Origin of the sequence: Gulosibacter massiliensis (assembly GCF_900626105.1) — a bacterium.
Classification (GTDB): domain Bacteria; phylum Actinomycetota; class Actinomycetes; order Actinomycetales; family Microbacteriaceae; genus Gulosibacter; species Gulosibacter sediminis.
This window is the reverse complement of record NZ_UYZX01000001.1, coordinates 975,410-991,092: the sequence shown is the minus strand read 5'-3', so window position 1 is coordinate 991,092 and position 15,683 is coordinate 975,410. Positions and strand designations below refer to the sequence as shown.

At 67.9% G+C, this 15,683-nt stretch carries 14 protein-coding genes; 9 read left to right on the top strand and 5 right to left on the bottom strand.

The window, feature by feature from the left end; genetic code table 11:
- Window positions 1–84: 84 nt before the first annotated feature.
- Window positions 85–660, top strand: a complete 576-nt coding sequence (locus tag EJL01_RS04795; protein WP_125106485.1) for a hypothetical protein — start codon at window positions 85–87, stop codon at window positions 658–660.
- Between the two features lie 77 nt (window positions 661–737).
- Window positions 738–1,844, top strand: coding sequence for an NAD(P)-dependent alcohol dehydrogenase (locus EJL01_RS04790; protein ID WP_125106484.1), 1,107 nt, complete (start codon window positions 738–740; stop codon window positions 1,842–1,844).
- Window positions 1,845–1,908: 64 nt separating this feature from the next.
- Here EJL01_RS04790 and EJL01_RS04785 read toward each other — a convergent pair whose 3' ends face one another.
- The gene (locus EJL01_RS04785) at window positions 1,909–2,313 is read right to left on the bottom strand and encodes a globin (protein WP_125106483.1); all 405 of its coding nucleotides are present in this window, start codon (window positions 2,311–2,313) and stop codon (window positions 1,909–1,911) included.
- A gap of 55 nt (window positions 2,314–2,368) precedes the next feature.
- Between EJL01_RS04785 and EJL01_RS04780 the strand changes: the two genes are divergently transcribed.
- Window positions 2,369–3,187, top strand: coding sequence for an SDR family NAD(P)-dependent oxidoreductase (locus EJL01_RS04780; protein ID WP_125106482.1), 819 nt, complete (start codon window positions 2,369–2,371; stop codon window positions 3,185–3,187).
- Here the strand turns inward: EJL01_RS04780 and EJL01_RS04775 are convergent.
- Window positions 3,184–4,113 carry a mechanosensitive ion channel family protein gene (locus tag EJL01_RS04775; protein WP_125106481.1) on the bottom strand — a complete coding sequence of 310 codons (930 nt, stop codon included), beginning with the start codon at window positions 4,111–4,113 and terminating at the stop codon, window positions 3,184–3,186. The genes EJL01_RS04780 and EJL01_RS04775 overlap by 4 nt on opposite strands.
- A gap of 137 nt (window positions 4,114–4,250) precedes the next feature.
- On the opposite strand from EJL01_RS04775, the gene EJL01_RS04770 reads away from it, so the two are divergent.
- Complete coding sequence (locus EJL01_RS04770) at window positions 4,251–4,430, top strand: hypothetical protein (RefSeq protein ID WP_125106480.1); 180 nt, start codon at window positions 4,251–4,253, stop codon at window positions 4,428–4,430.
- Complete coding sequence (locus EJL01_RS04765) at window positions 4,430–5,593, top strand: YeiH family protein (protein WP_125106479.1); 1,164 nt, start codon at window positions 4,430–4,432, stop codon at window positions 5,591–5,593. Before EJL01_RS04770 ends, EJL01_RS04765 begins: the two co-directional genes overlap by 1 nt.
- 64 nt (window positions 5,594–5,657) lie before the next feature.
- On the opposite strand, the gene pepN is transcribed toward EJL01_RS04765, so the two are convergent.
- From pepN to EJL01_RS12950, 3 genes are all read right to left on the bottom strand, one after another.
- Window positions 5,658–8,204 (bottom strand): aminopeptidase N, encoded by a 2,547-nt coding sequence (gene pepN, locus EJL01_RS04760; protein ID WP_125106478.1) that lies wholly within the window; start codon window positions 8,202–8,204, stop codon window positions 5,658–5,660.
- A 62-nt stretch (window positions 8,205–8,266) separates the two neighbouring features.
- Window positions 8,267–8,881, bottom strand: a complete 615-nt coding sequence (locus EJL01_RS04755; protein ID WP_125106477.1) for a response regulator — start codon at window positions 8,879–8,881, stop codon at window positions 8,267–8,269.
- The gene (locus tag EJL01_RS12950; RefSeq protein ID WP_164509721.1) at window positions 8,878–10,095 is read right to left on the bottom strand and encodes a sensor histidine kinase; all 1,218 of its coding nucleotides are present in this window, start codon (window positions 10,093–10,095) and stop codon (window positions 8,878–8,880) included. Before EJL01_RS12950 ends, EJL01_RS04755 begins: the two co-directional genes overlap by 4 nt.
- A gap of 138 nt (window positions 10,096–10,233) precedes the next feature.
- Here EJL01_RS12950 and EJL01_RS12945 point away from each other — a divergent pair, with 138 nt between their 5' ends.
- Genes EJL01_RS12945 through EJL01_RS04730 form a run of 4 tightly spaced genes read left to right on the top strand, consistent with a single transcriptional unit; the run spans window position 10,234 to window position 15,666 of the window.
- Window positions 10,234–11,319 (top strand): ABC transporter permease, encoded by a 1,086-nt coding sequence (locus tag EJL01_RS12945; protein ID WP_164509720.1) that lies wholly within the window; start codon window positions 10,234–10,236, stop codon window positions 11,317–11,319.
- A 20-nt stretch (window positions 11,320–11,339) separates the two neighbouring features.
- Window positions 11,340–12,056 carry an ABC transporter ATP-binding protein gene (locus EJL01_RS04740; protein WP_125106475.1) on the top strand — a complete coding sequence of 239 codons (717 nt, stop codon included), beginning with the start codon at window positions 11,340–11,342 and terminating at the stop codon, window positions 12,054–12,056.
- A gap of 8 nt (window positions 12,057–12,064) precedes the next feature.
- Entirely contained in the window at window positions 12,065–13,855 is a 1,791-nt protein-coding gene (locus tag EJL01_RS04735; RefSeq protein ID WP_164509719.1) for an ABC transporter ATP-binding protein, read from the top strand.
- Window positions 13,852–15,666, top strand: a complete 1,815-nt coding sequence (locus EJL01_RS04730; protein ID WP_125106474.1) for an ABC transporter ATP-binding protein — start codon at window positions 13,852–13,854, stop codon at window positions 15,664–15,666. The genes EJL01_RS04735 and EJL01_RS04730 overlap by 4 nt, the downstream gene beginning before the upstream one ends.
- The last annotated feature ends 17 nt before the right edge of the window (window positions 15,667–15,683 follow it).

Genomic DNA, 15,683 nt, shown 5'->3' with positions numbered 1-15,683 from the left:
ACGCGCATGCAGCCAGTCAAACAGAATGCGTTTTTGCATCGGTTCAGGTGTTGCTAGTGTCTAGGGGTGCAATCGAGGCGAGTAGTGGTGACAGCGTTGTCGGCGCTGGTTGCTGTGTGCCTCACTGGCTGCGCCCCGACGCTGTCGACTACCTCGAGTCAATGGAGCGCGGCCGACAGCCAGGGCGAGACGATGGCGACCGAGACGATCTCGATCGCGGCGCTCCACTGCGACGTCCCGATGAACTGGGAGGACGTGAGCCGTTCGGACGCGACCGAGGTGTATCCCGTCGCCTACTCGAGCACCGACAAGGGTGGCGAGACTTCGACGCTGCGGTTCTCGTCCGACTATCACGACGCGACGACCGTCGCCGAGGCGGTCTCACAGGTGAGTGCGCCCGACGAGGACGCCGAGACCGAGCACGGCATCACCGGCTCGACGATGCAGCCCGGCCAGCCATATCCGGGCGCGGTGACCGCTCGCACCGCCGAGCACTCCTTCGTGACCGAGGCCGGCACCGAGATGGTCAGGCACTGGTGGTTCCTCCAGGACGAGAAGACCGGCACCATCTACGCCGTCGAATTTACCGGCGCGGACACCGACGACAGCGTGGCGCTGATTGAGACGATCGACTCATCGATTCGCCTCGGCGACGCCTAACACACACATCAACGAGTCTGCATGCATTCCCCGTGCAGAAGGAGTACGGTGGCGCCTGTCAGGAAAAAGGAGAACTCATGCAAATTAGTGCAGCAGTCGTTTCGGCGGCCTCCGCCGATTTTGAAATTCAGACCCTCGAAATCGAGGACCCGCGTGCCAACGAGATTCGCGTCAAGCTCGTCGCGACCGGTGTCTGTCACACCGACGCGTTCATTCGTGACGGTGGGTACCCGACGAACTTCCCGGTCGTGCTCGGCCACGAGGGCGCTGGTGTCGTTGAGTCGGTTGGCGACGCAGTCACCTCGGTGAAGCCCGGCGACCGCGTCGTGCTCGGCTTTAACTCGTGCGGCCACTGCGACAACTGTCTCGGCGGCAAGCCGGCGTACTGCCTCGAGTTCAACGCCTACAACTTCGGCGGCGGTCGCACCGACGGAACGAGCGCCATCAGCCGCGACGGTGAGCCCGTCAGCAGCAACTTCTTCGGCCAGTCGAGCTTCGCGAGCTATGCGATCGCGACCGAACGCAACGTCGTGAAGGTTGACGACGACGCCCCGCTCGAACTGCTCGGTCCGCTCGGTTGCGGCCTCTCGACCGGAGCCGGCGCGATCATCAACTCGCTCCAGGTCGGCGCCGGCGCAAGCGTGGGTGTCTTCGGCACCGGCGCGGTCGGCTCGGCCGCGATCATGGCGGCCGCCGCCATCGGCGCCACCACGATCATCGCGCTCGACCTCAACGACGACCGCCTCGCGCTCGCGAAGGAGCTTGGGGCGACCCACAGCATCAACTCGGGTAAGGAAGACGTCGAGGCTCGCGTTGCCGAGATCACCGGCGGCCGCGGGCTCGACTTCGTGCTCGACACCACGGGCGTGCCCGCCGTGACGAGCTCGGCCGCGCCGCTGCTCGCAGTGAAGGGCACCCTTGGCCTCGTCGGTGCCGCGAAGCCCGGCGCCGAGGTGAACTTCGAGGTGGGCGCCTCGCTCATCAAGGGCTGGTCGTTCAAGACCATCGTCGAGGGCGACGCCGTGCCGCAGGACTTCATTCCGCGCCTCGTGCACCTGTGGCGCCTCGGCAAGTTCCCGATCGAGAAGATCTCGAAGACCTTCTCGTTCGAGCAGATCAACGAGGCCTTCGAGGCGTCGAAGTCGGGCGAGGTTATCAAGCCCGTGCTCGTCTTCGAACGGTAAGCACCGCACTACGAGCAACGCCCCGGTCGTCAGGCCGGGGCGTTGCTCGTTTTCCGCGTGGTGGTTATCGCTCGGGCGTCGGCTCGAATGTGTTCACCATCGCGTGCGCGGCGCGGTCGAAGTAGGCATCCATCGACGAGCGCACCATCGGCGAAAAGCTCATGGTGTCGAGGGCCGCACTCATGTGCGTGAGCCAGCGGTCGCGCGCGTCGGGGTTCACATGAAATTCGACGTGGCGCATGCGCAGGCGAGGGTGCCCGCGCATCGACGAGTAGGTGGCCGGCCCACCGAAGTACTGGCCGAGAAACCGGCTCAGGCGCCAAATCGCACCGTCGAGGTCGTCGGCCGGGTACATGGGCCAGAGCACCGGATCTTGCTGCACGCCGTCGTAGAAGCGACGCACAAGCGTTTCGAAGGTCGTCATTCCGCCGACTTCGTCATAGAGGGTGTGGAGCGGCGCCTCAGACATGGCACCAGCCTAGCCAGTTGGCGAGTACCTATGCGGCCCGCCGTAGCATCGTCCCATGAAGATTCAGGGACGAATCGTGCTGATTACGGGTGCCGCGCGCGGCATTGGTCGACTCCTCGCGCTCGGCGCCGCCACGCGCGGCGCGGCTGGGGTGGTGCTCTGGGATCGCGACCTCGCCGAGCTCGATGGGGTCGCGGCCCAGGTGCGCCGGCTCGGTAGCGAGGTGATCACCGCCCGCGTTGACGTCACCGATGAGGATGCGGTGGCCGACGCGGCGGCGCGGGCCGAGGCACGCTTCGGCGTCGTCGACATCCTGATCAACAACGCGGGCATCGCAACGGGCAAGCCCTTCGCCGCCACGAGCGGCGACGAGGTGCGCCGCACCTACGAAGTGAACGCGATCGCGCTGCACACGACGACCCGGTATGTGTTGCCAGGCATGGTGCGGCGCGACCGCGGGCTCATCGTCAACATCGCCTCGGCCGCGGGGCTGGTCGGGGTCGCTCGGCAGTCCGACTATTCCGCGTCCAAGTTCGCGGCGGTCGGCTTCACCGAGGCGCTGCGCAACGAGCTTCGTGCCGAGGGGTCGCGAGTGCGCACGCTCGTCGTGTGCCCGTATTACATCGACACGGGCATGTTCGCCGGGGTGACCACGCGCTTCCCGCACCTCCTACCGATCCAGCAGCCGCGCGCCGTCGCGATTCAGATCCTCAAGGCGATCGAGCGAGGCCGGGCGCGACTCGTCACGCCGCCGTTCGCCTCGACGATCTACGCGACACGACTCGTGCCGGTGCCCGCCGCCGAGCGCATCCTCGACGCGTTCGGTCTTAACCACGGCATGGATCACTTCCGCGGCCGAGGCACGCCGGTTTAGTCCTCCTCGGCCGGGTGGGGCTCAATGCCGTTGGGGCCGTCGAAGCGCACGAGGTTCATTGGCGGCAGCGCGATATTCTCGGCTTTGAGTGCATCCTGGATGCGCGCGCGCAACTCGCGCTCGACGCTCCACCGCTCGCCCGGTGAGGTCTTCACCGCGAGGCGCATGATGACCGCGTCGGCCGAGAGGGTCTGGAGGCCCCACACGCTCGGCTTCTCGAGCAGCTTCATCATCCAGTCGATGTCTTCGTACATGTCGCTGCCGACCTGCTCGACGAGGCGCTGAACGCGCTCGCGGTCTTCGGAATACGGCACAGGCAGGTCGATGATCGCCCGGTTCCAGCCATGCGAGTAGTTTCCGACCCGCTGAATCTCACCGTTGCGTACGTACCAGAGCTGGCCGTAGACGTCGCGCACCTGGGTGACGCGAATGCCGACGGCCTCGACCGTGCCGATCGCGTACTCCATGTCGACGTCGTCGCCGACGCCGATCTGGTCTTCGATCACCATAAACATGCCGTTGAGTACGTCGCCGACGACCTTCTGCGCACCGAAACCGAGACCGGCACCGATCGCAGCGGAAAGCACGGTGAGCGACTGGAGGAAGCTCGGGCTGATGACTCCGATACACCAGAGCACCACGATGATGACGATGACGACGGTGAGGATGTTCGACAGCACCTGCCCGATCGTGCGGGTGCGCTGCACGGTGCGCACCGACTCGAGCGGCGAGCGAATCGCGAGCATCTGGGTGTCGTCGGCGCCTCGCTTGCGCTTCACCCCCTCGACAATCTGCCGCACGAAGCGCTTGATCAGCTGTTGCAGCAACCAGTGCGCCAGCCAGGCGCCGACGATGATGAGGATGACCTGCACCAGTGGCCAGAACGGGCCGAGTGCGGTGATGACGTTGTCGAAAATCTCTTGCATATCGTCAACGAGCGTAGGGCGCCAAGCGTGAGAAATCCTGCATCGCCCGTTACCTCGGGGCAACCCCAGAGCAACGCGCCGTGGTTACAATGACGAATTGTTAGGTCACCGGAACATCTTGTAACACAGGAGCCGCCATGTCCCAGGCGAACCAATCTGGCGAATACGCCGACGTGCCGCCGAGCAACGTCGAAGCGCCGGATGCGCACGGCAAGTTTTCGCTCAACGAAGACTGGGCGGCGACCGCCGTCGGTCTCGTGATTCTCGGGCTGTGCCTGCTGCAGGTCATCCCCGACATCAAGGGGCTGTTCCTCTGATGGCGACTACGAATACGAACGAGCCCATCGTTCACGAGGACGCGCAGGAGCAGCCGCAGGGTTCTCCCTCCTGGGGCTTCGCGGGCTTCGTGCTCGTGCTCGCCCTGGGATGGCTCGTCCAGGTGCTCACGACGAACCTGCCCGAGTGGACGGAAGGCTCCTGGTTCGGCCAGGTTTCGAAGTCGATCGAGTTCCCCGTCTACGCGATCATCCTCGGTTTCGCCTTCAACGGCATCCTCTCCCTGCTCGGCATTCGTGACCGCATGTCGGGCGGCTTCCGCACCGAGTTCTTCATCAAGATCGGCCTCGTGCTGCTCGGCGCGGGCGTGAACGTCACCGTGATCCTCGACATGGGCCTGCCCGCGGTGCTTCAGGCGCTCCTGCTCATCGCCGTCGTCTTCTTCTTCACCTGGTGGTTCGCCGGCCTCATCGGCCTCGAGCCGCACCTGCGCGCGCTGCTCGCCTCGGCGCTCTCGATCTGCGGCGTCTCGGCCGCCGTCGCTGCGGCGGGTGCCGTGCACGCGAAGAAGGAGCAGCTCGCCTACGTCGCCGGTCTCGTGATCGTCTTCGCGCTGCCCGCGATCTTCTTGCTGCCGTGGCTCGCCGACCTCATGGGTCTTTCGCCGATCGTGACCGGCGCCTGGATCGGCGGCAACATCGACACGACCGCCGCCGTGACCGCTGCCGGCGCGGTCGCGGGCGACGAAGTGCTGCAGTACGCCTCGATCGTCAAGATGATTCAGAACGCACTCATCGGCTTCGTCGCGGTCGCGCTCTCGATCTACTTCACCCTGCGCGTCGACCGCCAGGCCGGCGTGGATGCGATGCGCGTCACCCGCTCGGGCTGGGGCGAGGTCTGGTCGCGCTTCCCGAAGTTCGTGCTCGGCTTCATCGCTGCCTCGCTCGTTGTGTCGATGCTCGCCGCCGCGTTCCCGGCCGCCCTCGAGGACGGCGCGTGGCTCGACAACGGCATGAGCGCCGCGAAGACGCTGCAGACGGTGTTCTTCACGCTCGCATTCGTGTCGATTGGTCTCGAGTTCCGCTTCGGCGCGCTGCGCGACGCGGGGTGGAAGCCGGTGCTCGTATTCTTCGCCGGTACGATCGTCAACCTCCTCGCGGGCCTCGCGCTGTCGACGCTGCTCTTCGGCGTGCTGTTCCCATAACGAGCCAACAACGACGAAGGCCCGCCACCCCATCTGGGTGGCGGGCCTTCGTCGTTGTTGGCGGCTACTTCGCGCCGGCCTGCACGCGCAGGCAGCGGCGGGTGTCGTCGAGGCCCTCGACGATCATGCGGCGCAGCGCGGCGGGCGCATCCGCATTCGCATCGAGCCAGGCCTCAGCGGCCGTGACGACCTCGTCGCTCGGCAGCGAAGTGGGGTAGAAGCCCTCAATGAGGTCTTCCGCGCTGTGGAAGCTGCGCGAATCCCAGATGCTGCGCAACTCGGCGAAGTACGGCGCGAGGTACGAGGCGACGAGCTGCTCGTCGTCAGCGTGCCAGAAGCCCGAGATCGTGGCGCGCACGATCTCGTTCGGCTGGTCGCTGCCGACCCACACGAGGTCCCAGGCCGCGCGCTTCGCGTCGGCGTTCGGGGCTGCGGCGCGGGCGACGGCGGCGTGCTTGTTGCCGCCCGACGTCTTGTCCTGCTCGTTGCGAGCGACGATCTCGGCCTCGCCGGCCCGACCCCCGGCGACGAGCGCGGTGAGCAGCTCCCAGCCGAGGTCGGTGTCGATCTCGAGACCCTCGAGCGCGAGGCTGCCGTCAAGCAGCGCCTGCACGGCGTCGAGCTGCGCGTCGGTCGCGGCGAAGTCACTGAACGAACGGACGAACGCGAACTGCGCATCTGAGCCTGGCTCGGCGCCCTTCGCAAGCTCGAGCAGGCGGTCGGCCACCCCCTCAACCGTCGCCTGGCGCTGCGCCTTCGGCGTGAAGCGGCGGGCGGCGACCACGAGCTGGCCGAGCTGCTGACGACGCGTCGTCGACTCGGTCTCGTGCTCGACCGAGGTGAGCAGGTGTTGGATAAAGTCGGCCACGGGCAGCTCGCCGTCGCGCGTTGCATCCCACAGGCTCGCGAGCACGAGGCCGCGCGCCATCGGGTCGCCGAAGTTCGAGGCGTGCGCGAGGGCGGTCGCGAGCGACTGCTCGTCGAAGCGAATCTTTGCGTACGCGAGGTCCTCATCGTTGACGAGCACGAGGTCGCCGCGCACCTTGCCGACGAGCTCGGTCACGTCGGTCTCGGCGCCGTCGACGTCGAGCTCGAGGTGCTCGCGGCGCACGAGGTCGCCCGAGTCGCTGAGGTCGTAGAGGCCAACACCGAGGCGGTGCGGGCGCAGCGTCGGGTAGTCGGCGGTCGCCGTCTGCTCGATGACGAACTTCGTGATGACGCCCTCGGCGTCGACCTCGATCTTCGGGCGCAGCGTGTTCACACCGGCCGTCTCGAGCCACTTCTGCGACCAGTCCTTGAGGTCGCGGCCCGAGGCCGCCTCGAGCTCAACGAGCAGGTCGCGCAGTTCGGTGTTGCCGAAGGCGTGCTTCGTGAAGTACGCGTTGACGCCCTTGAAGAACGCCTCGCGGCCGACCCAGAAGAACAGCTGCTTCAGCACCGAACCGCCCTTGGCGTAGGTGATGCCGTCGAAGTTCACCTGCACGTCGTCAAGATCGCGGATCTCGGCGACGATCGGGTGCGTCGAGGGCAGCTGGTCCTGGCGGTAGGCCCAGGTCTTCTCGGAGGCGAGGAAGGTGACCCAGTTGTTCGTCCACTCAGTCGCCTCGGCGGTCGCGAGCGTCGAGATGAACTCGGCGAACGACTCGTTGAGCCAGAGGTCGTTCCACCAGTTCATCGTGACGAGGTCGCCGAACCACATGTGGCCGAGCTCGTGCAGGATGGTGACGACGCGGCGCTCGCGCACCGCATCCGCCACCTTTGAGCGGAAGACGTACGTTTCAGTGAAGGTGACGCAGCCCGCGTTCTCCATCGCGCCCATGTTGTACTCGGGCACAAACAGCTGGTCGTACTTGTCGAACGGGTACGGCACGCCGAACTCGCGCTCGTAGAACTCGAAGCCGCGCTTCGTGATGTCGAAGATGTACTCCGGGTCCATGAACTCGCCGAGCGAGGCGCGGCTGAATACGCCGAGCGGAATCGTGCGGCCGTCCGACGAGGTGAGCTCGTCGGTCCACTCCTGGTACGGGCCTGCGACGAGCGCGGTGATGTAGCTCGAGATGCGTGCGGTGGTCTCGAACTCCCACTTCGCGACGCCCTCGCCGAGCTCGGTGCGCTGCGCGATCGGCTGGTTCGACACAACCTTCCACGCCGCGGGCGCGGTGACGGTGAACGCGAACGTCGCCTTGAGGTTCGGCTGCTCGAAGTTCGGGTACATGCGACGCGCGTCGGGCACCTCGAACTGCGAGTAGAGGTAGACCTCGCCGTCGGCGGGGTCGACGAAACGGTGCAGACCCTCGCCGGTGTTCATGTAGAACATGTCGGCTTCAACGAGCAGCTCGTTGCGCTCGGCGAGGTTCGGCAGCGCGATGCGCACGCCGTCGGCGTGCTGGGCGGGGTCGAGCGATTCGCCGTTGAGCTCGATGCGGTGCACGGTCGCGGTGATGGCGTCGATGAAGCTCGACGAGCCGGCCGTGGCAGAGAAGGTGACCTTCGTGATGGTGCGGAACGTCGTGTCCGAAGTCGTCAGGTCAAGCGCCACGTCGTAGTGGTCGACCGCGATGAGGTCTGCACGCTCGTCGGCTTCGACTCGGGTGAGGTTTTCGCCCGGCATGTGCGTCCTTTCGTTCAGTTGTATTGAGTGCCGCTTTTGGCAACCCGACCAGCCTAGTGCGGTCAGTCGAGCAGGCCCTGTTCGCGCGCCCGACTCACGGCGGCCGTGCGGCTCGAGACGCCGAGCTTGCCGTAGATCGCGGCGAGGTGGCTCTTCACCGTCGTCGGGCTGAGGTGCAGGCGCTCGCCGATCGTCTGATTCCTCGCGCCGGTCGCGAGTTGGCTCAGCACGTCGGCCTCGCGCGGGGTGAGGTGGATGCGGGGCGCGCGCAGGGTGCCGACGAGCCGTTCGAGAATGTCGGCGTCCATGACGTTCTCGCCCGCCGCAGCACGCTGCACGGCGCGCATGAGTCGTTCGGGCGGCGCATCCTTGAGCAGGTAGCCGCACGCCCCGGCCTCGATGGCGGTGAGGATGTGGTTGTCGGTGTCGTAGTTGGTGAGGATGAGCACGGCGGGCGGCGAGGGCAGGGCCCGGATGCGCGCGGTCGCGTCGACCCCGTCGCCGCCGTCGCCGAGGCGAAGGTCCATCGTGACGACGTCGGCGTCCGGCGCGAGGGCGACGGCTTCGTCGGCGCTCGCGGCCTCGCCGATGACGTCGAGACCGTCGGCGTGCTCGAGCACGGCGCGCAGGCCGGCGCGCACGATCGGGTGGTCGTCGCAGATGAGCACGCGGGTCATGAGGGCCTCGATTCGGCGGCGAGGCGGGGGAGCTCGGCGCGCACGAGCGTGCCCTCGCCGGGGTCGGCGACGACCGAGACGAAGCCGCCGAGCTCGCGCAGGCGGGCCTGCAGGCCGCGCAGCCCGGTGCCGCTGCCGTCGGGGCGTGCCGCGGCGAGCTCGGGCTGCTCGAACCAGCGCTCGGCATCGAAGCCGACACCGTCGTCGTCGACCTCGACGCTGACGGCGTCGTCGGCAACCTGCAGACGCACCGCGATGTGCGCGGCCTGGCCGTGGGTCTCGGCGTTGTTCAGCGCCTCCTGCGTGACCCGCAGCAGGGCGGTGCTCGCGCCGACGCTGAGCGGCCACGCGTCACCGGAGGCACGGAAGCTGACACCCGGGCGCGCCGCGGCGAGGCGGTCGAGCGCCGCCGCGAGGTCAACGTCGCGCAGTTCGGGCGGGGTGAGGTCGGCGATGATGCCGCGCACCTCGCGCAGGGCCTCGCCCGAGGTGCGCTCGATGTCGGTGAGGCTGGCGCCGCTCGCAGCGAGCAGCCGGATGCTCGACAGGTGCTGGGCGGTGGTGTCATGGAGGTCTCGGGCGAGCCGGGCGCGTTCGGCGCCTCGGCCCGCCTCACGCTCGGTCGCGGCGAGGGCCGCCTGCGTCTCGCGCAGCTCAGTGACGAGGCTCGCGTTCTCGTCGGCAGAGCGCACGAGCATGCGGTAGCCCCACATCACCGCGATCGCGGCGATCGCGCTGATCACGGGGCCCGCAACGCCGCCGAAGCCGAGGCCGTGGTGCACTGCCTCACCCGCGACGACACCAAGCGTGAGCGCCAGCACCGTGACTACGCCGAGGCCCTCGGGCAGCAACCAAAGCACGATAAAGAAGAGGGCGAGCGCCGAGTAGGCGCCCTCGACCGAAAACGCGGTCATTGCGGCGACCGGCAGCGCGAGCAGCGCCGCGCAGACGATGCCGAGCGGGTTGAGCTGTCGCGCGGGCGCGCCGAACGCGTCGGGGCGACGCCAGGCGATGACCGCGACACCGGCGGCGATGCCCGTGCCCGTGATCGCCGAGAACAGCATCCAGCCGAGTCGGCCGCTGATCGCGGTGATCGGGTCGGCCACCGCGACCGCGATGGGCACCCAGAGCAGCACCGCGAGCAGCAGCGAGAGCGCGGCGAGCGTGGCCAGCTGTATGCGGCGGGTCGCGCTGGGCGCTGTCGGGTCAGCCATACCTCGATGCTAGGTGTCCTGCGGCCGAGCGCCTCCTCCAAACGGAGGGGATCGAATCCGACCGTTCTGCCGCTGTGCGCGGGCCCGGGCGCGAGGAATGTGGAGGTATCGGATCAGAGATCCCAGAAAGGACTTCGCATGTACCTCGCACTTCGTGACCTGCGGCACGCACCCGGACGCTTCGCCCTCATCGGCGCCGTCATCGCCCTCATGATGCTGCTCGTCGGCTTCCTCACCGGCCTCACCGGTGGCCTCGCGGGGCAGAACATTTCAGGCATCCTCGGCACCGGTGCCTCGTCGGTCGTCGCCGCCAACTCTGACGACGACTTCAGTTGGTCGACCGCGCAGGTCGACAAGGCCCAGCTCGCCGCCTGGCAGGATGCGGCCGCCGGCACCGACGCAACCGTCACGCCCGTCGGCGTCTCGACCACCCGCCTCGAGGACGGCGACGCGAGCGCTGCCGTCACGCTCTGGGCCGAGCCCGCCGACGCGACCCCGCTCGGCACCGATCTCGCGCCGCTCGAAACCGGCCAGATCGTGCTGCCCGAGGACGCGGCGACGAGCCTCGGCGTCGGCACCGGCGACACCATCGAGCTCGCGGGGAAGCAGCTCACCGTCGCGGCCGTCGCCGACACGGGCCAGTTCTCGCACACCGACATCGCCCGCGTCACCCTCGACGACTGGCGCGGCTACCTCCGCGACACCATGCAGCCTGAGCGCGCCGCGAGCGTGCTGCTGGTCAACGGCACAATCGACCACGCTGACACCGTCGCCGCCGACAGCGACACGCAAGCGCAGGGCCTGCTGCCCTCGCTCCTCGGACTCGAAGCGTTCAAGAGCGAGATCGGCACGCTCGGCATGATGATCGGCATGCTGTTCGGCATCTCGGCGCTCATCGTCGGCGTCTTCTTCCTCGTCTGGTCGATGCAGCGCCAGCGCGACATCTCGGTGCTCAAGGCCCTCGGCGCGCCGATGGGCTGGCTTCGCCGTGACGCCCTCGCCCAGGCCGCGTTCCTGCTCGTCGTCGCCATCGCCGTCGGCTCAGCCCTCGCGCTCGGCCTCGGCGCGCTCATCGCCCCCGTCGCTCCCTTCATCGTCGCGTGGTGGACGATCCTGCCGCCCGCCCTCGCGATGCTCGTGGCCGGCCTCATCGGCGCCCTCGTGTCGCTGCGCCAGATCAACCGGGTCGACCCGCTCGTCGCTCTCAACGCCACCGCCGCCTAACTCACGTAAGGAGAATCGCCATGCTCAAGCTCGATCACCTCACCCTCACCTACCAGGACGGCGACCGCCGCCTCACCGCCGTCGACGACGCGAACCTCACGGTCGCGCCCGGCGAGTTCGTCGCCGTCACCGGGCCGTCGGGCTCGGGCAAGTCGAGCCTGCTCGCGCTCGCCTCGACGCTCGTGAGCGCCGACCGCGGCACCGTCACGATCGACGGGGTCACCGCATCCAGCCTCTCGGCCGCAAAGGCCGCCCAGCTGCGCCGCGACAAACTCGGCATCGTGTTCCAAGCCCCGAACCTCATCGGCTCGCTCAAGGTGCGCGAGCAGCTCGAGGTCGTGGCCCGCATGGGTGCGAAGCCGCTCGCTGGCCTTTCGAAGGGCGAGTTGCGCGAGCGCATTAAGCACGCGCTCGACGAAGTCGGCATGCTCGACCGCGCCCACTTCATGCCCTCACAGCTCTCGGGTGGTCAGCGTCAGCGCGTCAATATCGCCCGCGCCATCGTCAACGACCCCCAGGTCATGCTCGTCGACGAGCCCACGAGCGCCCTCGACGAGGCCCGCTCCGACGAGATCATGTGCCTGCTGCGCGACCTCACGCACGAGCGCAAACTTGCCACGGTCGTCGTGACGCACGACCTCGGGCAGCTGCCGCGCTTCGACGCCCAGTACGAGATGCACGACGGGCGACTGTCCGCCGCTCGACGGATGTCGGTCACGGCGGCCGACGGGGCATAATGGGCTGAATGCGGCGTTTGTGGGCAGTCACCAAACCAATTCGCGGCCGAATGCTGCTCGGCCTCGTGGTGGCGTTGCTCGCAGCCGTGACCACCCTCGCCATGCCGCAGATTCTCGCGGCGTTCGTGAGCAACGTGCTTGGCGAGGATGCGTCGGTCACGACCGTGCTCGTGGCCGGCTCGGCGCTACTCGGCATCGGCATCCTCGACGCCGTGTTCATCTGGCTCCGCCGCGTCTTCACGGTCGACCCGGCGATGGGCGTCGAGTACCAGATGCGTCGCGGCTTCTTCTCCAAAGTGCAGCGGCTGCAGATGAGCTTCCATGACGCGTGGGAGTCGGGGCAGCTGCTGTCGCGCTCGATGAGCGACCACACGAGCATCCGCCGCTGGCTCGCGTTCGGCTCGATCATGCTCGTCAACGATGTGTTTATGCTCGTGGTCGGCATCGTGCTCATGTCGTTTGCGAGCGGCTGGCTCGCACTCATCTATCTCGCCGGGGCCCTGCCGCTCGTCATCATCCTCGCGAACTTCGGCACCCGGTTCCAGAAGATCTCGCGCCTCAGCCAAGACCAGGCGGGCGACCTCGCGACCAACGTCGAGCAGTCGGTGCACGGCATCCGCGTGCTCAAGGCCTTCGGCCGGGCCGAGGATGCGCTCGACGATTACTCCGGGTACGCCGGCCGGGTGCGCGCTACCGAGATTCGCCGCGGCCGCCTCGTCGCGAGCTTCGACTCGGTCATCGCGCTCTTGCCTGAGATCGCGCTCGGCGTCGCTCTGCTCGTCGGCCTGTTCCAGGTGGCCGACGGCACAACGACCGTGGCCGCACTGAGCGCGTTCTTCGCCACCGCGATGCTCATCACGATGCCGGTTGCGATGCTCGGCATGCAGATCAGCGACCTCATCTCGACCATCACCTCGCTGCAGCGCATCAATGAGGTGCACGACGAGCCGGCGACCATCACGACGCCGGCACACGCGACCGAGCCCGAGCTCGTGCGCGGCGAGGTCGTGTTCGACGACGTCACCTTCCGCTACCCGGATGCGGCCGAGGAAGACCTGCTGCTGCAGGACGCAAACCTGCGGGTGCGCCCGGGCGAGACGCTCGCGCTCGTCGGCATCACGGGCTCGGGTAAGTCGACGCTGCTGCAGCTCGTGCCGCGCCTCTACGACGTCACCGAGGGCAGCATCCGTATCGACGGTGTCGACGTGCGTGACTACGCACTCGACCGTCTGCGCCAGCTCACCTCGGTCGCGTTCGAGGACGCGACGCTGTTCTCGGGCAGCGTGCGCGAGAACGTGCTGCTCGGTGCGGCGGCCGGCATGAGCGAGGAGGAGCTCGACGAGCTCGCGCGCCTCGCCCTCGAGACCGCCGACGCACTGTTTGCCTACGAGCTGCCGGACGGCATCGAGACCCGCATCGGCGAGCAGGGCATGTCACTTTCGGGTGGGCAGCGCCAGCGCGTTGCTCTCGCCCGCGCGATCGCCGCGAAGCCAAAGGTGCTGCTGCTTGACGACCCGCTCTCGGCGCTCGACACGAGCACCGAGGAACGCGTCACGGCACGCCTGCGCGAGGTGCTCGCCGGCACGACCACGATCGTCGTCGCCCACCGCACCTCGACGGTCGCGCTCGCCGACCGGGTCGCGCTGCTTGACGGCGGCCGCGTCGTCGCCGTCGGCACGCACACCGAGCTGCTGCTCAACGACCCGCGCTATGGCTTCGTCATGGCCGATCTCTCGAGCTCGAGCTTCAACCTCACGGGCGCGCTCGACCTCGAACAGCTCAGGGAGGAGGAACGATGAGCAGCGACACCACGCAAGAAGACCTCGATGGCGGCCTCGCCGCCGACGCGCTGAGCGATAAGGACAAGCGCCGTCGCTCGCTTGGGCTCCTCCGCGGGCTCATCAAGCCGTACCGCTGGCAAGTCGCCTGGGTCGCGGTGCTCACGCTGCTCGTGCAGCTCGGCACCGTCATCGGTCCCGCGCTCATCGCGTACGGCGTCGACACCGCTCTGCCGCGTCTCATCGCGGGCGATGCGGCCCTCGCAGTGGGCGTCGGCGTCGCCTACATCCTCATCGCGATCGCGCGGGCGCTCGCCACCTACTGGTACCTGCGCATCTCCACCTGGGTCGGCCAGAACATCCTCTACAACCTGCGCCGCCGCATATTCCGCCACACGCAGCGCCTCAGCCTCGGCTTCCACGAGCGCTACACCTCGGGCCGCGTCATTTCGCGCCAGACGAACGACACGGAGTCGCTGCGCGAGCTGCTCGAGTTCGGCGTCGAAACGATTGTCGGCGCGCCCGTGCTCATGGTGCTCACGGTCATCACGATCCTCTGGATGGACTGGGTCACCGGCCTCATCATGCTGCTCATGCTCATCCCGGCGGTGTTCATGAGCCGCTGGTTTCAGAAGGCCTCGAGCCGCACCTACCGCGAGCAGCGCACGCACTCGGCGCGGCTCACGGTCGAGTTCGTCGAGACGATGGGCGGGATGCGCGCGGTGCAGGCGTTCCGCCGCGAGGCCGCGAACGACCGCCGCTATGGCGAGATCGCGAACGATTACCGCCGCTCGTCGCTCGCCGCCATCAGGATCTGGGGCATCTACCAGCCGAGCCTGCGCCTGCTCGGCAACGTGATCGTCGTCATCGTGCTCGTCGTGGGCGGCCTGCGCGTGCTCAGCGGCAACCTCGACGTCGGCATGCTGCTCGCGCTCGTGCTGTACTCGCGCCGCTTCTTCCAACCGATCGATATGATCGCGAACTTCTACAACGTGCTGCAGTCGGCGGTGTCGGCGCTCGAAAAGATCTCGGCGCTGCTCGCCGAAGACCCCGACATCCCCGAGCCCGCCGAGCCAAAGCAGCTGCCCGCGTCGGGCGGCGGCGCGATCCGCTTCGAGGGCACGTCGTTCCGCTACACCGAGGATGGGCCGACGGTACTGCATCCGCTCGACCTCACCATCCCTGCCGGGCAGACCATCGCGCTCGTTGGGCAGACCGGCGCGGGCAAGTCGACCGTGGCGAAACTCATCTCGAGGTTCTACGACGCGAGCGAGGGCCGGGTGACGCTCGACGGCGTCGACCTGCGCGATCTTCGCGACGAAGACCTGCGTCGAGCGATGGTCATGGTGACGCAGGAGTCGTACCTGTTCGGCGGCTCGATCGCCGACAACATCGCGATCGGCAAGCCCGGCGCGACCCGCGACGAGATCGAGGCCGCGGCGAAGGCGATCGGCGCGCACGCGTTCATTGAGCGCATGCCGGACGGCTACGACACCGACGTGCACACGCGCGGCGGCCGTCTCTCGGCAGGGCAGCGACAGCTCGTCTCGTTTGCCCGTGCGTTCCTCGCCGACCCGCGCGTGCTCATCCTCGATGAGGCGACGAGCTCGCTTGATATCCCGAGCGAGCGGGCCGTGCAGAACGGCCTCGAGCAGCTGCTCGGCGACCGCACCGCGATCATGATCGCGCACCGGCTCGCGACCGTGATGATCGCCGATCGTGTGCTCGTCGTGCACGACGGCCGCATCGCCGAGGACGGTTCGCCGCGCGAGCTCATCGCGGCCGGCGGGCGCTTCGCGCAGCTGTACCGGGCCTGGCAAGAGTCGCTGTAGCACCCAGTAGTCTTGGG